The following is a 19,553-nucleotide window of genomic DNA, read 5'->3' as shown; positions in this document are numbered from 1 at the left end:
TCAGAATTTATAGGCGATCCCGATTCTGACCTCGTTGGTCTTGAGGTGTTCGTGCTCTTCATAGAATGGGTCAGTGTTGTCGGTGGCAGTCGTAACCTTGCCGAAATCTGTGTAGCGATATTCGGCCTGGCCGACCCAGTTTTTGTTGAAAGCATAAGCGAGGCCAGCGCCGACCGTCCAGCCGGCCTTGATTGTCGATTTGGAATCTGTCGCCGCCCCGTCTTCGAACTTCGTGTGAATGTCTCCCAGCGCCAAACCGCCGGTCACATAGGGCATCCAGTTGTCAAAGGCATATCCCAGGCGCCCACGCAACGAGCCTTGGGCGTCGATATGGGTATTGTCATCGGTGCCGAACGGCCAGTCCGGATTGTGACCGACAATTCCAGAGGCCTCGATATCGCCTTCGACGCCGCCGACAATGTTACCCCACTGCATATTGTAGCCGGCAAAAACACCGCCGGTGACGCCGCGGGCCCTGAAGCTATCAGAATAATCCGAAGAGCCGTCGATTATGAATTCGTCCTGGATATGGTCCTTACCCCAGGCGTAACCGATCTGGCCGCCGATATAGGCACCGGTCCAATCATAGGTGGAAGCGACCGGAAGCTCGTTCACAGCATCAGCCGCCATGGCCGAGGTCAGGGTGGCGCCCAGAATTGCTGCTGCCAAAATGTATTTCATTGCCTGTCCCCGCATCGAGCTGTGCCCAATCGAAGCTTTATGTATCAGACGAATTCCCTAACGGGACGCAATTGCGGGGTTGGAGCGCACACTTTCCCAAGGTGTGTTGCGACGGCGCAACAAAAAGGCGTTTTTGGCGGGGCGTTTCGCAGGTTTCTGAACGATTGTGTTGCGATCTTGGCGATTTCGGGAGAGCTGCGTTTGCCACAATCACGCTGCGACTCTGCAGCACCTCCCTTGCCAGGTTTGAGCGACGACAGGACTGTCAGTGTTGTAGTGCTGATACTATGCGAAGGGGCGGTTGGCGCGCGCCGACCTCAGTTGGTTCCTTTGGGCGACGCTTCGTTTTGCCAGCCGGCTAGCTCTGGCAGGTCGTCAAGCCAACTTTTCTCGCTCATCAAGGCATCGCTGGCCTGTGGCGCTGCCTCCGTGGCGTTTTGAATCAGCCAGTCCATCCACTTCCGATAGGCAGCCGCATCCAGCTGCGGCGGCAGCACCTTGGCCTTGAGCAGCATCCTCTTGCGGAAACTGGTCTGCCGGCGGAGTTTGGTCGTCGTGAACTTGATGACCTTGCCTTGGTAGTCAATCGTCCAGCGTTCGCCGCCAAGACTGACAAGGCTGTCGATGGCGAAACCGGCATCGACCGGTCTATCGCGCCAAGGAAGCTCGATGGCATTCTTCCTCAAATCGAGAGCCCACCGCCTGTAGTCCGCCCCAAAGCGCTGGGGCGGCAGTACACCGGCCTGTTCGAGCATCTTCCGGCGGAAGGTAGGCTGCTTCTTCAGCTGACCGGTTGTGAACTCGACGCGATGCCCACGAAACTCAACGTGCCACCGGATCCTTCCGTTGCCGACATACTTCACCAGCCTGTCGATAAGGAACTCGCCATCGGCAAGCATCACGCAGCCTTGGCTGATGCTCTCGAGAATGAACTGGCTATCGGTGGGCATGAAGCGATCTCGTGCAGCAACCTCAGGAAGCATAGCGATGCAAAATGAAACAGGGCGCTAAATCACTATTTTTGTTGTGGAATGTTTGGCTGGGGAACCTGGATTCGAACCAGGACTAACGGAGTCAGAGTCCGTGGGTCTACCGTTAACCTATTCCCCAGCAGGCGCGGTTATGGACCGCGCGGGCCGAACGGCTGAGCCGCTTGAGCGCTGCCTTGTAGCCGCCAGCGGAAAATAGTCAAGCCTGCTCTGCGGTTCAATCGCTACCTTTTGACAGCAGGTTTGAGACGCCGGGTTTCATATGGCACGTGGGCGGGGCGACAAAGTCCTGTCCGCGCGTCAGCTCTCTGTCCGGCTGAACTGCGAGCGTTCGAAGAACAGCACCACGCCGAGGACCAGAATCAGCGGGATGATCAGGTAGAACAGCCGAAACACCAGGAGTGCGGCCAGCACGCTGACCGGGTCCATGTCGGAAAGTCCGGCGAGGAACACCACTTCGAACACGCCGAGGCCGCCCGGCGCATGCGAGATCTGCGCGACCGAGAAGGAGACGAGGAAGACGCCGAGCACGACGAAATAGCCGGGATTGTGCATCGCGGGCAGGGCGAAGAAGATGATCGCGGCGGCGGCAAGCAGTTCGATCGGGCCGATCAGCAATTGCCGGGCGACGATCGGCAGCGCCGGATAGTGCAACTGAAAGCCGGCGATCTTCAGCGGTTTGAGATGCAGCGCGCTGCCGAAAATGTAAGCGCCGATGATAATCAGCATGGCAAGGCCGGCGGCGATCGCCAGCCCGTGATGCGGGGCACCCGAGAAACGGTCGACGATTTGCGGCTCTAGCACCAGCACCAGACCGCCGGCTAGAAGACTAGACAGCACGAAGGTGATCCAGCAGATCGCCACCAGCACGCCGACATCCTGGCCGGTCAGGCCCCTGGTGCCATAGGCGCGGTAGCGGATGACGGCGCCGGAGAACACCGAGCCGCCGATATTGTGCGACAGCGCATAAGTGGTGAAGGAGCACAGCGTCACGAAGAGCCACGATACCCGTTTGCCGATATGGAGCAGCGCGATGTGGTCATAGCCGGCGAGCGCGGCATAGGCGATGACGGAACTCAGCCCTGCCAGCACCCAGCCGCGGGTTGGAATGGCGGCAAGCCCATCCCAGACATCGTCGATCGAGATGCCGCGCAGCTCGTGCCAAAGAAGCAGCAGCGAGAAGATCACCGCGGCGAAGCCGACGACCGGCCAGAAATAGCGTCTCCAGTTCATTGCCTGACTGCCATGCGTTGCGTGTCCGCTTCCTTTTCTATTGGTGGTGGGAGGCCGGCCCTCCGGATTCCTCCGTTCATTTCAGAAATGCCTCATTGAAGCCGGCTATTCAACCGCGAACACTTGTCGCGCCGGCCGCCGGTAAGGTCCGCCAGGCACCGAAAGCGGCGCTAACGGCAAGCAATCGGGCATCGGCTTCGACCAGCATTGTCTTCGCTGGCGTCCGCGCTATCAGTCCAGCCTTGCGGGGACATTGCGCGGCCGGGCAAAAGGCGGTTCGCGCCCAGCCGGCAAAATTCAGCGTGCGGCTCTTGGTGATCGGGCACGGCACTGTTACTCTGGCGCCAACTTGAAACATGCCAAAGCGCCTGCTGCGTCCTTCATCGGTTCGCGCGGCGCCGGAAGGAACGACAGTGGAAGACCGCGACACCGGCGCAGGCGCGTCGGAGGTGGGCGCGTCCAGCGCTTCCCCAGGGCCATCGGACTCGGGGACAGCCGGTTGGCAGCAACGCCGCCCGACGGAGCCACGCTCCGCCGACGGCCAGGCGGGCGACGCGACGCATCACCAGAAGGGCAAGCCCAAGAAGCGACGCAAGCGAAGGCGCGGGCGCAAGGTTTTTGCGCGCGACGAGGCTCATCCCCAGGACAATCGATCTCCGGTGCAAGGCAAAGCCGCTGGCCCGGCTCTGGAGCCGAAGCAGCCGGCGGCGCCGGCGATCTCGCCTGTCGCTCCAGCGCCGCGCCCGGAACAGGGCACGCGCCGACCGCCGGTGCACGAGCTTCCGGTCTTCGCGGCCCTCGATCTCGGCACCAACAATTGCCGGCTGCTGGTTGCGGTGCCGACGCGGCATGGCCAGTTCCGCGTCATTGACGCGTTTTCGCGCATCGTCAGGCTGGGCGAGGGGCTCACCGCCAATGGCCGGCTCGGCCAGCCGGCAATGGATCGCGCCGTCGAGGCGCTAAAAATCTGCGGCGACAAATTGCGCACCCGCAAGATCAGGAAGGCCAGGCTGATCGCCACCGAAGCCTGCCGCTCGGCCGAAAACGGCGTCGAATTCCTCGAACGCGTCGAGCGCGAGGCCGGCCTGAAGCTCGAGATCATCGACCGCCAGACCGAAGCGCGGCTGGCGGTGTCCGGCTGCGGCTCGCTGGTCGAGCGCGACACGCAAGGCGTCGTCCTGTTCGATATCGGCGGCGGTTCCTCGGAGATCGCGCTGATCGACCTCACCGGCCGCCGTTCGCCTCGGCTCGCCAATCATATCGTCTCGTGGACGTCGCTGCCGGTCGGTGTCGTCTCCTTGGCCGAGCGCTTTGGCGGCCGCACGGTGACGCGCGAAATCTTCACCGCCATGGTCGATGATGTCGCCGGCAGGCTGGCCAGCTTCGATGGCCGCGACCGGCTGAGCCACCTCAAGGCCAGCCCGAATTTTCACCTGCTCGGCACGTCCGGCACGGTGACGACGCTCGCCGGCGTCCACCTCGATCTCGAACGTTACGACCGGCGTCGCGTCGACGGGCTGTGGATGGACCGCGACAGCGTCGACCGCATGGTGGAGAGGCTGGTCGGCTGGGATTTCCAGCAGCGCTGCGCCAACCCTTGCATTGGTGCGGACCGCGCCGATCTCGTGCTGGCCGGCTGTGCTATCCTCGAAGCGATCCGCGCGGTCTGGCCGTCGGAGCGGCTGCGCGTCGCCGACCGTGGCCTGCGCGAAGGCATATTGAGCGAGCTGATGGCCGATGACGGCGTCTGGCGCAATGATGGGCGTGGCAGGGCGTAGAGATCATGCTCAAGCAAGAAATCAGGCAATGACCAAGAAACCGGAAAAACCAGGCTCGGCCAGCATTCGCGTGCTGAAGACGCGGATCAAGAAGAAAAGCGGCCTGAAGGAATCGTCGCGCCGCTGGCTGCAGCGCCACATCAACGATCCCTATGTCCAGCGGTCGAAGGCTGACGGTTACCGCTCCCGCGCGGCCTACAAGCTGATCGAGATCGACGACAAGCACCATTTGCTCAAACCCGGCATGAAGGTGATCGACCTGGGTGCCGCTCCCGGCGGCTGGTGCCAGGTCGCGGCCGCGCGCACGAAATCGACGGCGGAAAATCCGCATGTCATCGGCATCGACTATCTGGAAATGGATGCCGTGCCCGGCGCGCCGGTGCTGTTGATGGATTTCCTGGATGCGGATGCGCCGCGCAAGCTGGCCGAAGCGCTGGGTGGTGACCCGGATGTCGTGTTGTCCGACATGGCCGCACCAACCACCGGCCACAAGCGGACCGACCACATCCGCACCATGCATCTGTGCGAGGTGGCGGCCGATTTCGCTCTGTCCGTCCTGAAGCCGGGCGGGCATTTCCTGGCCAAGACTTTTCAGGGCGGCGCGGAGAACGAACTGCTCTCGATGCTCAAGAAGAATTTCCGCTCCGTCCACCACGTCAAGCCGCCGGCATCGAGGGATGAGTCGGTGGAGCTGTATCTGTTGGCCAAAGACTTTAAGGGGCGAGAGGCCGGTACGCCGTCAGGCGGATCGGAACGTCCAGTGGACGTTCCGGAGGACTCGAACGCCCGGAGCCACAGCGAAGGGCCGGACGACCCCGAAGCCTAAGCCGGCCGGCTTACTCCGCCGGTGATCTCGCCGGTTCCAGCGTCTTGGGCGTGGTCAGCCGGCCGTGGCCCGACACGGCATTCCCGGCATCGGGCGCCAGCCGCATGAACGACAGCGATGCCGCCGCCGATACCGCCGCCACGATGAAGAAGGCGATATGGAAATCGCCCAGCGTCAGCGAGCCGCCATGGATCGAGGTCGAGACTTCCAGAATGCCGCCGGCGAGCGCCACACCGAGCGCAATCGACAGCTGCTGGAACACCGCCGTGATCGGCGTTGCCTTGCTGGTGTCTTCGGCCGACACCTCGGCATAGGAGAGCGCGTTGACACCGGTGAAGAACATCGAACGGATGAAGCCGCCGACCAGCAATATGGCCAGCATCAGCGCGTAAGGTGTTTCTGGCGTGAACAGGCCGTAGATGGCGATCGATGCGGCAGCCACGAGCGAGCCGATGATCAGCACCCGGCGGAAGCCGGCGAGGCGGAAGATCAGTGCTGTCACGAACTTCATGCCGATGGCGCCGATCGCCGAGACGAAGGTGATCATGCCGGACTGGAACGGCGTCAGCCCGAAGCCGATCTGGAACATCAGCGGCAGCAGGAACGGCACGGCGCCGATGCCGATGCGAAACAGCGAACCGCCAAGCACCGAGGAGCGGAACACCTGGTTGCGGAACAGTTCGAGCGCCAGTAGCGGATTTTTAGCGCGGCGCGCGTGCAGCAGGTAGAGTACGCCTGACAGCAGCCCGACGGCCACGGTGATGAGGCCGGTCGCCGGCGGCAGATAGGGCAGGGAGACCACCGACAGGCCGAACACGACTCCGGATGCCGCCAGCCCGCTCAGCACGAAGCCGACGAAATCGAGCGGAGGCGTTTCCATCGATTCCGTTTCCGGCAGGAAGCGTGTGGCCAACCAGATGCCGATCAGGCCGATCGGCACATTGATCAGGAAGATCCAGTGCCAGGTGAAGTAGGTGGTGATGAAACCGCCGATAGGCGGGCCGACCAGCGGTCCGACCAGGGCGGGAACGGTCAGCCACGACATGGCGGCGACCAGTTCGCTCTTGGGCGTGGCGCGCACCAGCACCAGGCGCCCGACCGGCGTCATCATGGCGCCGCCAATGCCTTGCAGGAAGCGCGAAACCACGAAAGCCGGCAACGAACCGGACAGAGCGCAGGCGATCGAACCAACGATGAAGACCGCGATCGCGGCGCGAAAAACGGTCTTGGCGCCAAAACGGTCGGCCATCCAGCCGCTGATCGGGATGAAGATCGCCAGCGACACCAGATAGGCCGTCAGCGCCAGCTTGAGCGCGATCGGGCTGGTGTGGATGTCGATGGCAATCGCCGGCAGCGATGTCGCGATGACGGTCGAATCCATGTTTTCCATGAAAAGGGCGACCGCCAGGATCAGCGGGATGGTGCGGTTCAAGGAACGCGTCCAGACTTGAATGTTGCGTTGCCGATTGCATGTCGGCCTTGGAGCGGGCGGTTACCATGCCTTCGGGTGGATGTCGCATTAATTTGCTGTCACTTTTGTGCGACTGGCAACCCTGGGTGGCATCTTCTCGGAAAAGGTCACCTTTCCGGGAGCGTGAAATCATCGGCTTTTCATCCGCGCCGCGACGTGTTACCAGCCACCGCCAATCCTGAAAGGGAAGAACGAGTCGGCGCTGTCCATCCCGGTCCAGCGCTTTTTCCGCATTCTAAAGGGCTGGCCATGGCAAAAATCATCGAAACGTCCACCGGCGCACTGGCGCTGACCTTTGACGACGTGCTTTTGCAGCCGGGTCATTCCGAGGTGATGCCCGGCGAAACCGATGTCCGCACCCGCATTGCCGGCGACATCGATCTCAACGTGCCGATCCTCTCGGCCGCGATGGACACCGTCACCGAGGCGCGTCTTGCCATCGCCATGGCCCAGGCCGGCGGCATCGGCGTCATCCACCGCAATTTCTCGCCGGCCGAACAGGCCGAGCAGGTGCGGCAGGTCAAGAAATTCGAGTCCGGCATGGTGATCAATCCCGTCACCATCGGCCCCGACGCCACCCTTGCCGACGCGCTGTCGCTGATGCGCACCTATTCGATCTCGGGCATTCCGGTGGTCGAGAATGGCGGTACCGGCGGCCAGAAGATCGGTCGGCTGGTCGGCATCCTGACCAACCGTGACGTGCGCTTTGCCTCCGATCCGGCGCAGAAGGTCTACGAATTGATGACCCGTGAGAACCTGATCACGGTCAAGGAGAATGTCGACCAGGACGAGGCCAAGCGGCTTCTGCACCAGCACCGCATCGAAAAGCTCGTTGTTGTCGACAAGGCGGGCAATTGCGTCGGCCTGATCACGGTCAAGGATATCGAGAAGTCGCAGCTCAACCCGCATGCCACCAAGGACGCGCAGGGACGCCTGCGCGCGGCAGCCGCCACCAGCGTCGGCGACGACGGCTTCGAGCGCGCCGAGCGCCTGATCGATGCCGGCGTCGACCTTCTGGTCATCGACACCGCGCACGGCCACTCGCAACGTGTACTCGATGCCGTCACGCGGGCGAAAAAGCTTTCCAATTCGGTTCGCATCCTGGCCGGCAATGTCGCCACTGCCGAAGGCACGCAAGCGCTGATCGATGCCGGCGCCGATGCCGTCAAGGTCGGCATCGGCCCGGGCTCCATCTGCACCACTCGCATCGTCGCCGGTGTCGGCGTGCCGCAGCTTTCGGCCATCATGTCGGCGGTCGAGACGGCGCATAAATCGGGCGTCTCGGTGATTGCCGATGGCGGCATCAAATATTCCGGCGATCTCGCCAAGGCGCTCGCCGCCGGCGCCAGTGCCGCCATGATCGGCTCTCTGCTGGCTGGTACCGACGAAAGCCCGGGCGAGGTCTATCTGCACCAGGGCCGCTCGTTCAAGGCCTATCGCGGCATGGGTTCGGTCGGCGCCATGGCACGCGGCTCGGCCGATCGCTACTTCCAGGCCGAAGTGCGCGACACGCTGAAACTGGTGCCGGAAGGCATTGAAGGCCAGGTTCCCTACAAAGGACCTGTGTCTGGCGTGCTGCATCAGCTTGCAGGCGGGCTAAAAGCCGCTATGGGTTATGTCGGTGGCCGCGACCTTGCCGATTTCCGTGAACGCGCCACCTTTGTGCGCATATCCAACGCCGGACTTCGTGAAAGCCACGCCCATGACGTCACGATTACCCGCGAAAGCCCGAACTATCCCGGCGGAGCCTGAACAATACGGGCTCGGGCGGAGCCTGACCGCGACGATCCTGCGGCTGTCGCGCCACGCGGGTGCGCTGTGTTTCCTGTCGGCGGCGGTTTTCATCGCCATGACGGCGCTGGAGTTCTTCTATTTCCGTCAATTGAGCGGCGGCTTGCCGTCGCTCGACATGCGCTATTTCGGTTTCACACCCGACGAAGGCATGGCCTGGCTGACGGCGCTCGGTCGGCGCGGCGGCGAGATCATTCTGGTCTGGCACTATCTGACCTTCGATCTCCTGTTCCCGGCGCTGCTGTCGCTGACTTTGGTCAGCCTGATCCTGGCCGCCGGCCGGCGCCTGAAGAATTTCCGCGTGCTTCCCGGGCAGGTGCAGTCGATCTTCGCGTTGGTGCTGGTGCTGCCCTACACGCTTGCCGACTATGCCCAGAACATCGCGGTGGCCCGGCTTCTGTCCGATTTCCTGTCGGCCAACCCGGATTCGCTGTCTTTGGCTTCCGCGCTGATCGTCACCAAATTCGCGCTTCTCGCCGTCCCGCTGCTCGTCATCGGCGCTTTCTGGCTGATGGGCCAGAGACGTCAGGCTTGATGCCGGACGGGGCAGGGGACATGTCATGAACCAGACCACGATCTTCTGGCCCGTTCTGGCGCAAGTTTTGCTGGTCTATATCGTTTACGTCGTGATGGGCCGGCGCCGGTTCGTCGCGGTGACGTCCGGCGAGGCCAAGGTCGGCCAGTTCAAGACGCGTTCGAGCGAGCCTGCATCCAGCGTCACCGTTGCCGCCAATCTCAGCAACCAGTTCGAACTGCCGGTGCTGTTCTACGTGCTGTGCCTGACACTGCACGTCACCAACGGCGTTAATTATCTGACCCTGGCGCTGATGTGGATTTTTGTCGCCTCTCGTTATGTCCACGCCTGGGTGCACCTGACCAGCAACAACCTGCTGCTGCGCAACCGCTCTTTCGTCGTCGGCGCCGTGGTTATCCTGCTGGGCTGGATCTGGTTCGCGCTGCATCTGCTCGGGGTGGTCTGAGATAGAATCACACGGGGCTTGCAGTCCTCGACGTCAAACGTGCCGCATGGATTTCGATCCTCCGTCGAAATCTATGCTCGACTGCCCATGCGATGAACGCGGCAGTAGCCACCACGATGCAGAACGCTATGCCGATCCGGAGATACGGGGAGCCGATCCACGGAGCCAGCCATCGTATAATCGCGACACCGACATGCAGAAGATACAGCGGATAGCTGATCAAGCCGATGTAGCCGACGCCTCGCCAAATCCTGATATCGCGCAACTGGACCCCGATGACACCAAGAATTGAAAGCGCGATGACCCAGCCACTGAATGGCGAGCCGCCCCACAGCTTGATGACGATCATCAGGCATCCGGCTGTCACGACCGTTTGTACAGCCCGGGTCGATCGCCTCGCTGCGATGCCCATCAAAAAGAACAGGCTGTAGGGGAAGAAAAAATACGGCGTGGCGATGCCCTTGAAGGGATAAATCAAGGCTTGGTGGTCTCTCCACAATCCTGAAAACTGCGCAATCGCACCCAGAGCGGTAAAGCCAGCGAAAAGAACGAGAACACGATTTGGCCAGAGATAGAAGATGAGGCCGAACACAAAGTAGAATTTTGCTTCCTCAAGCAGCGACCAGTAGGCACCGTCGACAAGCGGCGTTGGAACAAACAGGGTTACCCAGCTTGCGTTTTTCAGGCCGTCGAGTGCTGAAACCTCTCTGCCAGGAAGACCCAAAGCCGCAACCACGACAAGCGTGATTGCGATACAGGCGATGAGCGCCGGCTCCAGCCGCGTAAATCTCTGCAGCCAGAACATCCACACGGTTCCAGCCCGCTCGGCTGTCATTGCGATGCAATAGCCGCTGATAATGAAAAAGAGGAAGACACCAACCACCCCTTGCCACGGCAGCTCCATCTGGTGATCGAACCGGATGTAGTCGGGAGGAAAGCGAGACGTGTAGTGGAAGATCAGAACCAGCATCACGGCGATTGCACGCAAGGCGTCAATCGCCTCATATCGCCGGTTCTGGTCTTGATCCGAACCCATCGGCCACAAAGCCTCTAAAGGTCGAACACCGCTATTTTTCGCTTGTCGAACTTGATGCCGATCTCGCCGCGCACCAGCTTCAGGGCCGCTTCGCCGAAGACGGCGCGCCGCCAGCCTTGCAACGCAGGCACATCGGCGTCCTCGCCTTCGGCCGCGATGCGGTCGATGTCGTCGCTGGAGGCCAGCACTTTCGAGGCCACGCCCTGCTTTTCGGCGACGATCCGCAGCAGCACTTTCAACAGTTCCGCCGCGGCGCTTGAACCTTCCGGCGGCTGAAAATTCTTCGGCAGTTTCGGCATCTCCTCCTTGGGCAAGGCCAGCGCGGTATTGACCGCCCCAAGCAGGGCCGTCGCCGTCGAGGAGCGCTCCCAGCCCTTTGGCGTGGTGCGCAGCTTGGCAAGGGCCGCCGCGTCGCGTGGCGCCTGCTGCGCCACTTCGTAGATCGCATCGTCCTTGAGCACGCGGCCGCGCGGCACGTCGCGTTCCCTGGCCTCGCGCTCGCGCCATGCCGCCACAGTCTGGACGATCGCCAGTTCCTGCGGCTTGCGCAGCCGCATCTTCAGCCGCTTCCAGGCGTCTTCGGGGTGCGGATCATAGGTCTCGCGCGAGGTCAGCACGTCCATCTCTTCGTTCAGCCAATGGGCGCGGTTTTCCCGCTCCAGTTCGGCGCTGAGGTGCTGATAGACTTCGATCAGGTGGGTGACGTCGGCCAGCGCGTAATCGAGCTGCTTGTCGGAAAGCGGCCTGTGGCGCCAGTCGGTGAAGCGCGACGACTTGTCGAGCCGTGCACCGGTGATGCGCTGCACGAGCTGGTCGTAGGAAACGCTGTCGCCGAAGCCGCAGACCATCGCCGCGACCTGCGTATCGAACACCGGGTGCGGAACGAGATCGCCGAGATGGACGATGATTTCGATGTCCTGCCTTGCGGCATGGAACACTTTCACCACAGCCTCGTTCGCCATCAGCCTGAAGAAGGGCGCAAGGTTGATGTCAGGCGACAGCGGATCGATCAGCGCCGTCACGCCCGGCGCCGCCATCTGGATCAGGCACAGGATTGGCCAGAAGGTCGTTTCGCGAATGAATTCCGTGTCGACGGTGACGAAATCCGACTTTTCGAAAGCGGCGAGAACGGTCTCGAGTTCTTTCTGGGTGGTGATGACGTGCATCAAATCGCTTTTGGCAGGAGTAAAGTCTTCCTAGATTTCAGCCGGAAACGCTTTCGTCAAGCTGTGGCGCCATGGTTAAGGCCCTGGCGGGCCGTCTGGATCGCCGTTTCTTCTGGCCAGCCGGGCAAAAACGGTCGAGGTTCGCAGTAGCGCGATAAAGCGGCCACGTTTGCCCGCCGGCACGCCCGACCTGGCCCGCATGCGGTAGAGGATGACGGCGATGAAGATCGCATAGACGACGGCGCTGAACACGAACAGCGCGCTCGGCCCGAAATACTGCATCGCTGTCGAGGCGGCGAACGGGCCGCCAATGGCGCCGAAGGAGTAAAACAGCATCAGCGCCGCGTTGATCAGCACGAACTCGCCGGTGTCGGCGCGGTCGTTGGAATGCGCCGCCGACAGCGAATAGAGCGGCATGGCAAAACAGCCGAAGATGAAGATGATGATGAAGTTGAGCAGCGGATTGCTGCCGGCGATGAACACCAGCGCCAGGGCTGATAGCATCGCGCAGCAGGTCGTTATCAACAGCACCCGGCGCCGGTCCCAGCGATCGGAGAGATAGCCGAGCGGATACTGGATGATGGCACCGCCGAAGATGCCGACGCTGACGAAGGTGACGACATCGGCGACCGACATGCCGATCTGCTCGGCATAGACCGGCGATAGCGTGCGAAACGCGCTGTTGGTGACGCCGACGGCAATGCAGCCGAAGCAACCGAGCGGCGAAATCCGCCAGACGCGTGCCAGGTCGAGCTTGACCTCCTCCGGCGGCGTCGGGTTGGAGCGGTCGCCGAGCGAAACCGGCACCAGGGACAGCGTGATCATGATCGACATGATGGCGAAGATGGTGAAGCCGCCGGCGCCGAAGACCGGGATCAGGAATTGGGCCGATGTCACCGAACCGGTGTCGACCATCCGGTAGATCGCCAGCACGCGGGCGCGGTCCTTGTTGGTGACGCCGGAATTCAGCCAGCTCTCGACGATGGTGAACAGGCCGGCGAAACAGAAGCCGCCGGCAAAGCGCACCGCGCACCACATCGCCGGATCGAGAACCAGCACCAGCAGCAAGGTGCCGACCGAGGCGATCGCGGCAAGGGCTGAAAACGCCCTGATATGGCCGACCGCCTTCATGATGCGGGTGATGGCCAGGCAGCCGAGCAGGAAGCCGGCGAAATAGAAGGTGCCCATCAGGCCGATGTCTGAAGCGGAAAACCCTTCCTGTGCACCGCGCAGCGCAATCAGCGTGCTCTGCAGCCCATTGCCGCCGAGCAGGATGCCTGCGGCGAGAAGAAGCGGGATCAGCGGGCGAATGGAGGACATTGAGGACCGCAGTTGGATGGCTATGCTTTTCTGAACCATCGGTGCGGTCATTGCCAGCGGCTTATCCGCCAAGAAACATGATTGGCGCCTCGGATTGAATTTCGGGCTGCGGGTGCGTTCTCTGACTGCACCGACGCCTTGATCGCGCTCGGCATCGCGGCGAGCTTGCGTTTCAGTGGGCTAGGCCCTAACCTTGACTGTCGCCACAGTGAGGCGCGACGCCCCCCCACGGCCTCTTCAGGCACGATAGGTGTCGCGGGCATTTTTTGTTTCCATTTCGGGCGGATATTTTTCTGCGACACGGGGCCGTCGCGCACGGCACTGCCTATTGGCTTGACCGCCCCGGGGCACTAGCGGTTGTCGGGGGAGGAAAGCTCAATGCTCAGTGGTGAATTCCGCGTTGTTATGCGTTGCCCGAGCTGCGGCGTGCAAACTGACATCTGGCTGGACGAGGTACCGGAACAGGGGGCGGCCTTGTTCGATGAACCAACAACCCTAGACGTCATCGTAGAATGCGAGCGCTGCGGATGCGAGATGCCCATGACCATCGGGGTACACGACGATGGATGGACCGCATTCCTCATCGATGATCCAAAAGTAGCGGCGGAGGTTGAACGCCTTGACTACACTTACGATGACTGGCTCGAAGACATGCAGCCGGAACCTCAGCCGCACGCCATATTTGAGCAGGCGGTCCATGACTGGACAAGTCTTGTACATGCACTTGGCGACAGGAAATCTGGTGCAGCCGGCATTAACCGAATGCTGCTCGTCCAGTTATTCTCAATTGTTGAAGCATACCTTTCCGACGCAATTATCAAGCTTGCCTTCTATGACTCTGAGGTCACGCAAGCCATCGTAAAATGGCATCCTGATCTGAAAAACGAGCGCGTATCCCTTCAGAAGGTTGCATCAGAACCAAACCTGGTCCGCGACATGGTCGTTGCGCAGCTCCGCATGAAAACTCAATTCCATCGCTTCGAGTTTCTACATGGCATGCTTCGCGCTGCGATCGGTCACCATCTCCTGCCTAGTGAGAAAAGGGAGCGAGACGTGATTTTGCAATCGGTGCTCCATCGTCACGACTGCGTACATAGGAACGGTCGCGATACCGAAGGCAAAGTTTTGACCATCTTGACGGTGAAGTATCTCGACGAATTGGCGGCGCACTTCAGGCTAGTTGTGGGTCTGCTCGCGGCAGCAATTGACGAGAGACATCGAAAGCGGCTCGTAGAGGCAATCGTAAGAGGTAGTCACGAGTGAACCCCGATTGGAAACAATACCAAGAAGAGGCAGCCGAGTTCTTCCGGTCGCTTGGGCTGAAGGCCGACACAGACGTTACGATTCAGGGCGTAAGAACTGCACATGATGTTGATGTCCTCGTGACCATCGATATGGCAGGGTTTGAGGTGAGATGGTTGGTCGAATGCAAGCACTGGAATACTGCCGTAAGTAAACTGCACGTTCTGGCGCTACGTGAAATCGTTGCAGATTGTGGCGCTGATCGCGGGATCATTCTTTGCGAAAAGGGATTTCAAAGTGGCGCGGTAGAAGCCGCGAATCTAACTAACGTGCTGGCCACATCGCTTGCGGCGTTGTCGGAATCATCCAAAGACGCAATTTACGCGGCGCGTATTCGTGACCTATTCGATCGGACTGAGGAGAGTAAGGAAAGATATTGGAGTATCCCTAAGCAAGTTCGCATCGACAAAGGCCTCCGCGGGGATGTTGGTGAGGTAGCTTATTCAGGAAATGAGATTATCGACGTTTCTAGCAAGGTACTGACCGAAGCACTTAGAAACAAATACCCAATCGGAGTGGATAATATTTACCAGTATTTGTATTCACTTCCTGCGCAAATCGACAGCCCGCAGGCAGTGGTCGAGCTGCTAGATAAGCTCTTGTCTGAACTAGAAGCCAAACTGGATTCGGTGTTGAAGCTGCCTTCAGCCACATGACCGGCTTCGGACGAGATCCTTGATCGCGCGCTGTACGCTGCGAGTGACGGTGCTTGCAGAAGCGACCTGAGGTTCGATCACGCCAGGCGCTGAGGTGCGCCCAGATGCTTTGGTATGTGATCGACCTCATTGGCGAGTTCGACGCGGAGTGCGAGCACTCCGGATGCGCAGCAAGGAAGCGGTCGCGCAGTCGGCGCCAGGCGGCATCGTAGCAGCGATTGCCCCACTCGCGACCCGCTCGGCCTCTCAGATCGAGCCGTTCATGCTTCGCCGGCTCGCGCCAGTATTTTCTGCCGGGTCGCATCGGACTCCTCGCCCGACGACGTTGCGGGCTTGTCTGACGGCGCCCTTCGGCCAAGCGATCCTGCCGTCAGCAGGCTCAGCACGATGAACGGGATGCCGATGCCAAAGGCCGAGCGGATGCCCCAATGGTCGGAGACGAAGCCGAGCAGCGGCGGGCCGAGCAGGAAGGCGACGAAGGAGATCTGCGACAGCGCCGCGACATTGATCGCCGCCGGCCGGTCCGTCCGCTGCGCGGCGGCCGAAATCGCCAGCGGGAAGAGGGCGCTGGTGCCGATCCCCAGAAGCGCAAAACCCAGCATGGAGACGAACGGCGCGGGCGAGAAGAACACGATCAGTACACCAGCCGCCATCATCACCAGCAGCACCCGCGCCACGCCGCTTGGCGAATGGCGGTCGACGAAACTGTCGGCGAAGAAGCGCGTGGTTGCCTGGGAAAAGGCAAACAGCGCCACGGTGAAGCCGGCGACGAAGGGGCCTGACTCGAACACCGTGCGCATATAGATCGCCGACCAGTCGATGCTGGCGCCTTCCATCAGCATCGCCGAGAGCGTCACCGCGACAAGGACGAGGATGGGCAGCGTCGGCCGTGCCAGCACGGGCGCCTTTTCGCCGGTACCCGCAAAACGGCTCGGCGACGGCTGGTAACCGCCGAGGAACAGCGCCATCGAGATGGCAACGATCGGTACGATCAGCGCCAGATGCAGTTGCGGCGATATGCCGAGATGGGCAAGTGCGGCGCCGAACAGTCCGGCGCCGAAAAAGCCTATGCTCCAGAATGAATGCGCGCGGTTCATGATGCGGCGCTTGACCAGGAATTCGGTCCGGTCGGCCTCGACATTGAGCATGATCTCGACACTGCCGATCATCAGGCCGACTGGAAACAGCATCAGGAACAGCGCCAGCGGACCCGGCGCGTGCACAGCGATGGCATAGGCAAGCGCCACCAGCGGGACCAGGGCAAGCAGCGCACGGCGGAAGCCGACGCGCTCCAGCAGCGGCGTTGCCAGCGTCAGCGCTGTCAACGTGCCGATCGGGGTTCCGATCAGGCTGAGGCCGAGCGTGCCGTCCTCAATGCCCATGGCGTGCTTGATATCGGGCAGTCGCGGAAAAATATTGCCCATGGCGAAGGAATAGATCGCGAACCCGGCATAGACGCGGTGTTGCGGGGCAAGGTTGAGGCCAAAGCTCATCGCGGTGCTTTCAAAGGAAGGGAGGGGCTGGCTTGTCCGGCAGCCCGGTCAGTCACTTCTTGCATAAACGTGCAAAACATGCAAGAACGTGCAAAGAGAAATAAGATCAGGCGAAATAGGATCAGGCAATGCTCACCGATCAACGGCACCAGCTTATCCGCGACCGTCTTGCGGCAGAGGGAAGCGTGCTGGCCGGCGAACTGGCGAGCCGCTTCGGCGTTTCGGAGGACACGGTGCGCCGCGACCTCAGGGAACTGGCGAAAGCCGGGCAATGTCGCCGGGTCTATGGTGGGGCGGTTGCGGCCGCACCCTTTGCCGCGGCTCCCATTGGTCAGCGCGGCGGCCATGCGGTCGAGGAGAAGGCGCGGCTGGCGAGCGCGGCCGTGGCTTTGCTCTCCGGCAAACAGACCCTGTTCGTCGACGGCGGCAGCACCAACGCTGCCATTGCCAAGGCCATTCCGCGCGACCTCGAACTGACCATTGCCACCAATTCGCTCGGTGTTGCCTCGGCGCTGTCCGACCATCCCCTGGTCGAACTGATCGTGCTCGGCGGCAGGTTTGTCCGCGACCTTGGGACCTGCGTCGGCGCCGACACGCTGGCCGCCATTGCGCAGCTTGGCGCCGATCTATTTTTCCTTGGCTCCTGCGGCCTCGATGCCTCACGCGGTGTGACGGCGTTCGATTCGGCCGAGGCCGAGGTCAAGCGGGCCATGGCCAGGAACAGCGCCGGCATCGTCATCGCCGTCACCAACGACAAGCTCGCCACCGCGGCACCCTATCGCGTCGCCGGGGCCGAAGCGATCCGCCACCTGGTGGTCGAAAAGACCGCGCCGGCCGCGATCCTTGCCGATTTCGAACGCCAGGGCGCCGAAATCCACTTCGCCTGAACGCTCGGCTGCTTGCCGGGCACGGGGATCGCCCGCTTGCCTTGACAAATCCGGCCTCCCATGCGCTTTTCGCGCAAATTTTGGGCCGGGCTTTGATGCTTCGGCCGCAACCCAGCACCCCGGACTTTAGCAATGACCATGCACCGTTACCGCAGCCATACCTGTGCCCAGTTGAGAAAGAGCGATGTCGGCTCTTCCGTTCGCCTGTCGGGCTGGGTGCATCGCGTGCGCGACCATGGCGGCCTGCTGTTCATCGACCTGCGCGACAATTATGGCCTGACCCAGATCGTCGCCGATCCGGATTCGCCGGCCTTCAAGGTTGCCGAGACCGTGCGTGGCGAGTGGGTCATCCGCGTCGACGGCGAGGTCAAGGCACGCTTGCCCGAGACCACGAACGCCAATTTACCGACCGGCGAGATCGAGATATTCGCCCGCGAGATCGAGGTGCTGTCGGCGGCCAAGGAATTGCCGCTGCCGGTGTTCGGCGAGCCGGACTATCCCGAGGACATCCGGCTGAAATACCGTTTCCTCGACCTGCGCCGCGAGACGCTGCACAAGAACATTATTGCTCGGACAAAAATCATCGCCGAAATGCGCAGGCGCATGGGCGAGGTGGGGTTCACCGAATTCTCGACGCCGATCCTGACTGCTTCATCGCCCGAGGGCGCGCGCGACTTCCTGGTGCCGTCGCGAATCCATCCCGGCACCTTCTACGCGCTGCCGCAGGCGCCGCAGCAGTACAAGCAGCTGATCATGGTGTCGGGCTTCGACCGCTATTTCCAGATCGCGCCCTGTTTCCGCGACGAGGACCCGCGCGCCGACCGTCTGCCAGGCGAATTCTACCAGCTCGACCTCGAAATGAGCTTCGTCGAGCAGGACGATGTGCTGTCGACCATGGAACCGGTGATGCGGGGCGTGTTCGAGACCTTCGCCAACGGCAAGCCGGTGACGCAGAAGTTCCAGCGCATCCCCTATGACGTCGCCATGCGCAAATACGGCTCCGACAAGCCGGACCTGCGCAACCCGATCGAGATGCAGGCCGTCTCCGAGCATTTTCGTGATTCCGGCTTCAAGGTGTTTGCCAACATCCTGGCCAACGACCCGAAGGCCGAGGTGTGGGGCATTCCGGCCAAGACCGGCGGCAGCCGTGCCTTCTGCGACCGAATGAATTCATGGGCGCAAGGTGAGGGCCAGCCGGGGCTGGGCTACATCTTCTGGCGCAAGGAGGGCGAAAAGCTCGAAGGCGCCGGCCCACTCGCCAAGAACATCGGCGAGGAGCGCACCGAGGCGATCCGGCAGCAGCTCGGTCTTGCCGACGGCGACGCCGCCTTCTTCGTTGCCGGCGATCCGAAGAAATTCGTTTCCTTCGCCGGTGCGGCGCGCACGCGTGCCGGCGAGGAACTGAACCTCGTCGACCGCGAACGTTTCGAACTCTGCTGGATTGTCGACTTCCCGTTCTTCGAATGGAACGAGGAGGAGAAGAAGATCGACTTCGCCCACAACCCGTTCTCCATGCCGCAGGGCGGCATCGATGCGCTGAACGGCGAGGATCTGCTCGGCATCAAGGCGTTCCAGTACGACATGGTCTGCAATGGATTTGAGATCGCCAGCGGCGGCATCCGCAACCATCTGCCCGAGACCATGGTCAAGGCGTTCGAGACGGTCGGGCTGGACCGTGCGACGGTGGAAGAGCGTTTCGGTGGCCTTTACCGCGCCTTCCAGTATGGCGCGCCGCCGCATGGCGGCATGGCGGCGGGCGTCGACCGCGTCGTCATGCTCTTGGTTGGCGCCAAGAACCTGCGCGAGATCACCATGTTCCCGATGAACCAGCAGGCCTACGATTTGCTGATGAACGCGCCGTCGGAAGCGAGCCCGCAGCAGCTTCGCGAACTGGCGCTGCGCGTTGCACCGACCAAGAAGGACGCCTGATCGCAAGCTTCGGGC

Annotated in this window: 17 protein-coding genes and 1 tRNA gene; 9 read left to right on the top strand and 9 right to left on the bottom strand. The window is 61.8% G+C overall.

Annotated elements, in window-relative coordinates; genetic code table 11:
- The 4 genes from AC56QX_RS26635 to AC56QX_RS26620 form a co-directional block, all read right to left on the bottom strand.
- Complete coding sequence (locus AC56QX_RS26635) at positions 1-681, bottom strand: outer membrane protein (RefSeq protein WP_497111445.1); 681 nt, start codon at positions 679-681, stop codon at positions 1-3.
- 317 nt (positions 682-998) lie between these two features.
- The gene (locus tag AC56QX_RS26630; protein WP_497111443.1) at positions 999-1,631 is read right to left on the bottom strand and encodes a hypothetical protein; all 633 of its coding nucleotides are present in this window, start codon (positions 1,629-1,631) and stop codon (positions 999-1,001) included.
- 86 nt (positions 1,632-1,717) lie between these two features.
- A tRNA-Gln gene (locus AC56QX_RS26625) sits at positions 1,718-1,791 on the bottom strand.
- 179 nt (positions 1,792-1,970) lie between these two features.
- Positions 1,971-2,903, bottom strand: coding sequence for a lysylphosphatidylglycerol synthase domain-containing protein (locus AC56QX_RS26620; protein WP_497111442.1), 933 nt, complete (start codon positions 2,901-2,903; stop codon positions 1,971-1,973).
- 413 nt (positions 2,904-3,316) lie between these two features.
- On the opposite strand from AC56QX_RS26620, the gene AC56QX_RS26615 reads away from it, so the two are divergent.
- Both AC56QX_RS26615 and AC56QX_RS26610 read left to right on the top strand, forming a co-directional pair.
- Positions 3,317-4,681, top strand: coding sequence for a Ppx/GppA phosphatase family protein (locus tag AC56QX_RS26615; RefSeq protein ID WP_497111440.1), 1,365 nt, complete (start codon positions 3,317-3,319; stop codon positions 4,679-4,681).
- A 28-nt stretch (positions 4,682-4,709) separates the two neighbouring features.
- Positions 4,710-5,507: an RlmE family RNA methyltransferase gene (locus tag AC56QX_RS26610; protein ID WP_497111438.1), complete on the top strand. Its 798-nt coding sequence runs from the start codon at positions 4,710-4,712 to the stop codon at positions 5,505-5,507.
- Between the two features lie 10 nt (positions 5,508-5,517).
- Here AC56QX_RS26610 and AC56QX_RS26605 read toward each other — a convergent pair whose 3' ends face one another.
- Positions 5,518-6,939 (bottom strand): MFS transporter, encoded by a 1,422-nt coding sequence (locus tag AC56QX_RS26605; protein WP_497111437.1) that lies wholly within the window; start codon positions 6,937-6,939, stop codon positions 5,518-5,520.
- A 288-nt stretch (positions 6,940-7,227) separates the two neighbouring features.
- Here AC56QX_RS26605 and guaB point away from each other — a divergent pair, with 288 nt between their 5' ends.
- Genes guaB through AC56QX_RS26590 form a run of 3 tightly spaced genes read left to right on the top strand, consistent with a single transcriptional unit; the run spans position 7,228 to position 9,749 of the window.
- Positions 7,228-8,730 carry an IMP dehydrogenase gene (gene guaB, locus AC56QX_RS26600; RefSeq protein ID WP_027057339.1) on the top strand — a complete coding sequence of 501 codons (1,503 nt, stop codon included), beginning with the start codon at positions 7,228-7,230 and terminating at the stop codon, positions 8,728-8,730.
- A complete protein-coding gene (locus AC56QX_RS26595) occupies positions 8,681-9,304 on the top strand; it encodes a hypothetical protein (RefSeq protein ID WP_497111435.1) in 624 nt (207 codons plus the stop codon). Before guaB ends, AC56QX_RS26595 begins: the two co-directional genes overlap by 50 nt.
- Positions 9,305-9,329: 25 nt before the next feature.
- Positions 9,330-9,749 carry an MAPEG family protein gene (locus AC56QX_RS26590; protein ID WP_497111434.1) on the top strand — a complete coding sequence of 140 codons (420 nt, stop codon included), beginning with the start codon at positions 9,330-9,332 and terminating at the stop codon, positions 9,747-9,749.
- Positions 9,750-9,756: 7 nt separating this feature from the next.
- Here AC56QX_RS26590 and AC56QX_RS26585 read toward each other — a convergent pair whose 3' ends face one another.
- The 3 genes from AC56QX_RS26585 to AC56QX_RS26575 all read right to left on the bottom strand — a co-directional run bounded on the left by AC56QX_RS26585 (position 9,757) and on the right by AC56QX_RS26575 (position 13,271).
- On the bottom strand, positions 9,757-10,785 hold the full coding sequence (locus AC56QX_RS26585) for an acyltransferase family protein (protein ID WP_497111433.1): 1,029 nt from the start codon (positions 10,783-10,785) through the stop codon (positions 9,757-9,759).
- A gap of 14 nt (positions 10,786-10,799) precedes the next feature.
- Entirely contained in the window at positions 10,800-11,951 is a 1,152-nt protein-coding gene (gene rnd, locus AC56QX_RS26580; protein ID WP_497111432.1) for a ribonuclease D, read from the bottom strand.
- Between the two features lie 75 nt (positions 11,952-12,026).
- The gene (locus AC56QX_RS26575) at positions 12,027-13,271 is read right to left on the bottom strand and encodes an MFS transporter (protein WP_497111431.1); all 1,245 of its coding nucleotides are present in this window, start codon (positions 13,269-13,271) and stop codon (positions 12,027-12,029) included.
- 378 nt (positions 13,272-13,649) lie between these two features.
- On the opposite strand from AC56QX_RS26575, the gene AC56QX_RS26570 reads away from it, so the two are divergent.
- On the top strand, positions 13,650-14,534 hold the full coding sequence (locus tag AC56QX_RS26570; RefSeq protein ID WP_497111430.1) for a hypothetical protein: 885 nt from the start codon (positions 13,650-13,652) through the stop codon (positions 14,532-14,534).
- Entirely contained in the window at positions 14,531-15,229 is a 699-nt protein-coding gene (locus AC56QX_RS26565) for a restriction endonuclease (RefSeq protein ID WP_497111429.1), read from the top strand. Before AC56QX_RS26570 ends, AC56QX_RS26565 begins: the two co-directional genes overlap by 4 nt.
- 260 nt (positions 15,230-15,489) lie before the next feature.
- Here AC56QX_RS26565 and AC56QX_RS26560 read toward each other — a convergent pair whose 3' ends face one another.
- Positions 15,490-16,722: an MFS transporter gene (locus AC56QX_RS26560; protein WP_497111428.1), complete on the bottom strand. Its 1,233-nt coding sequence runs from the start codon at positions 16,720-16,722 to the stop codon at positions 15,490-15,492.
- A gap of 128 nt (positions 16,723-16,850) precedes the next feature.
- Here AC56QX_RS26560 and AC56QX_RS26555 point away from each other — a divergent pair, with 128 nt between their 5' ends.
- Positions 16,851-17,609 carry a DeoR/GlpR family DNA-binding transcription regulator gene (locus tag AC56QX_RS26555; protein WP_497111427.1) on the top strand — a complete coding sequence of 253 codons (759 nt, stop codon included), beginning with the start codon at positions 16,851-16,853 and terminating at the stop codon, positions 17,607-17,609.
- 138 nt (positions 17,610-17,747) lie between these two features.
- The gene (gene aspS / locus AC56QX_RS26550) at positions 17,748-19,538 is read left to right on the top strand and encodes an aspartate--tRNA ligase (protein ID WP_497117908.1); all 1,791 of its coding nucleotides are present in this window, start codon (positions 17,748-17,750) and stop codon (positions 19,536-19,538) included.
- Positions 19,539-19,553 lie beyond the last annotated feature (15 nt).

It is taken from the genome of Mesorhizobium sp. RCAM 06353 (assembly GCF_059683585.1).
The sequence above is the reverse complement of the archived record's forward strand: the minus strand, read 5'-3'. Positions and strand labels throughout refer to the sequence as shown.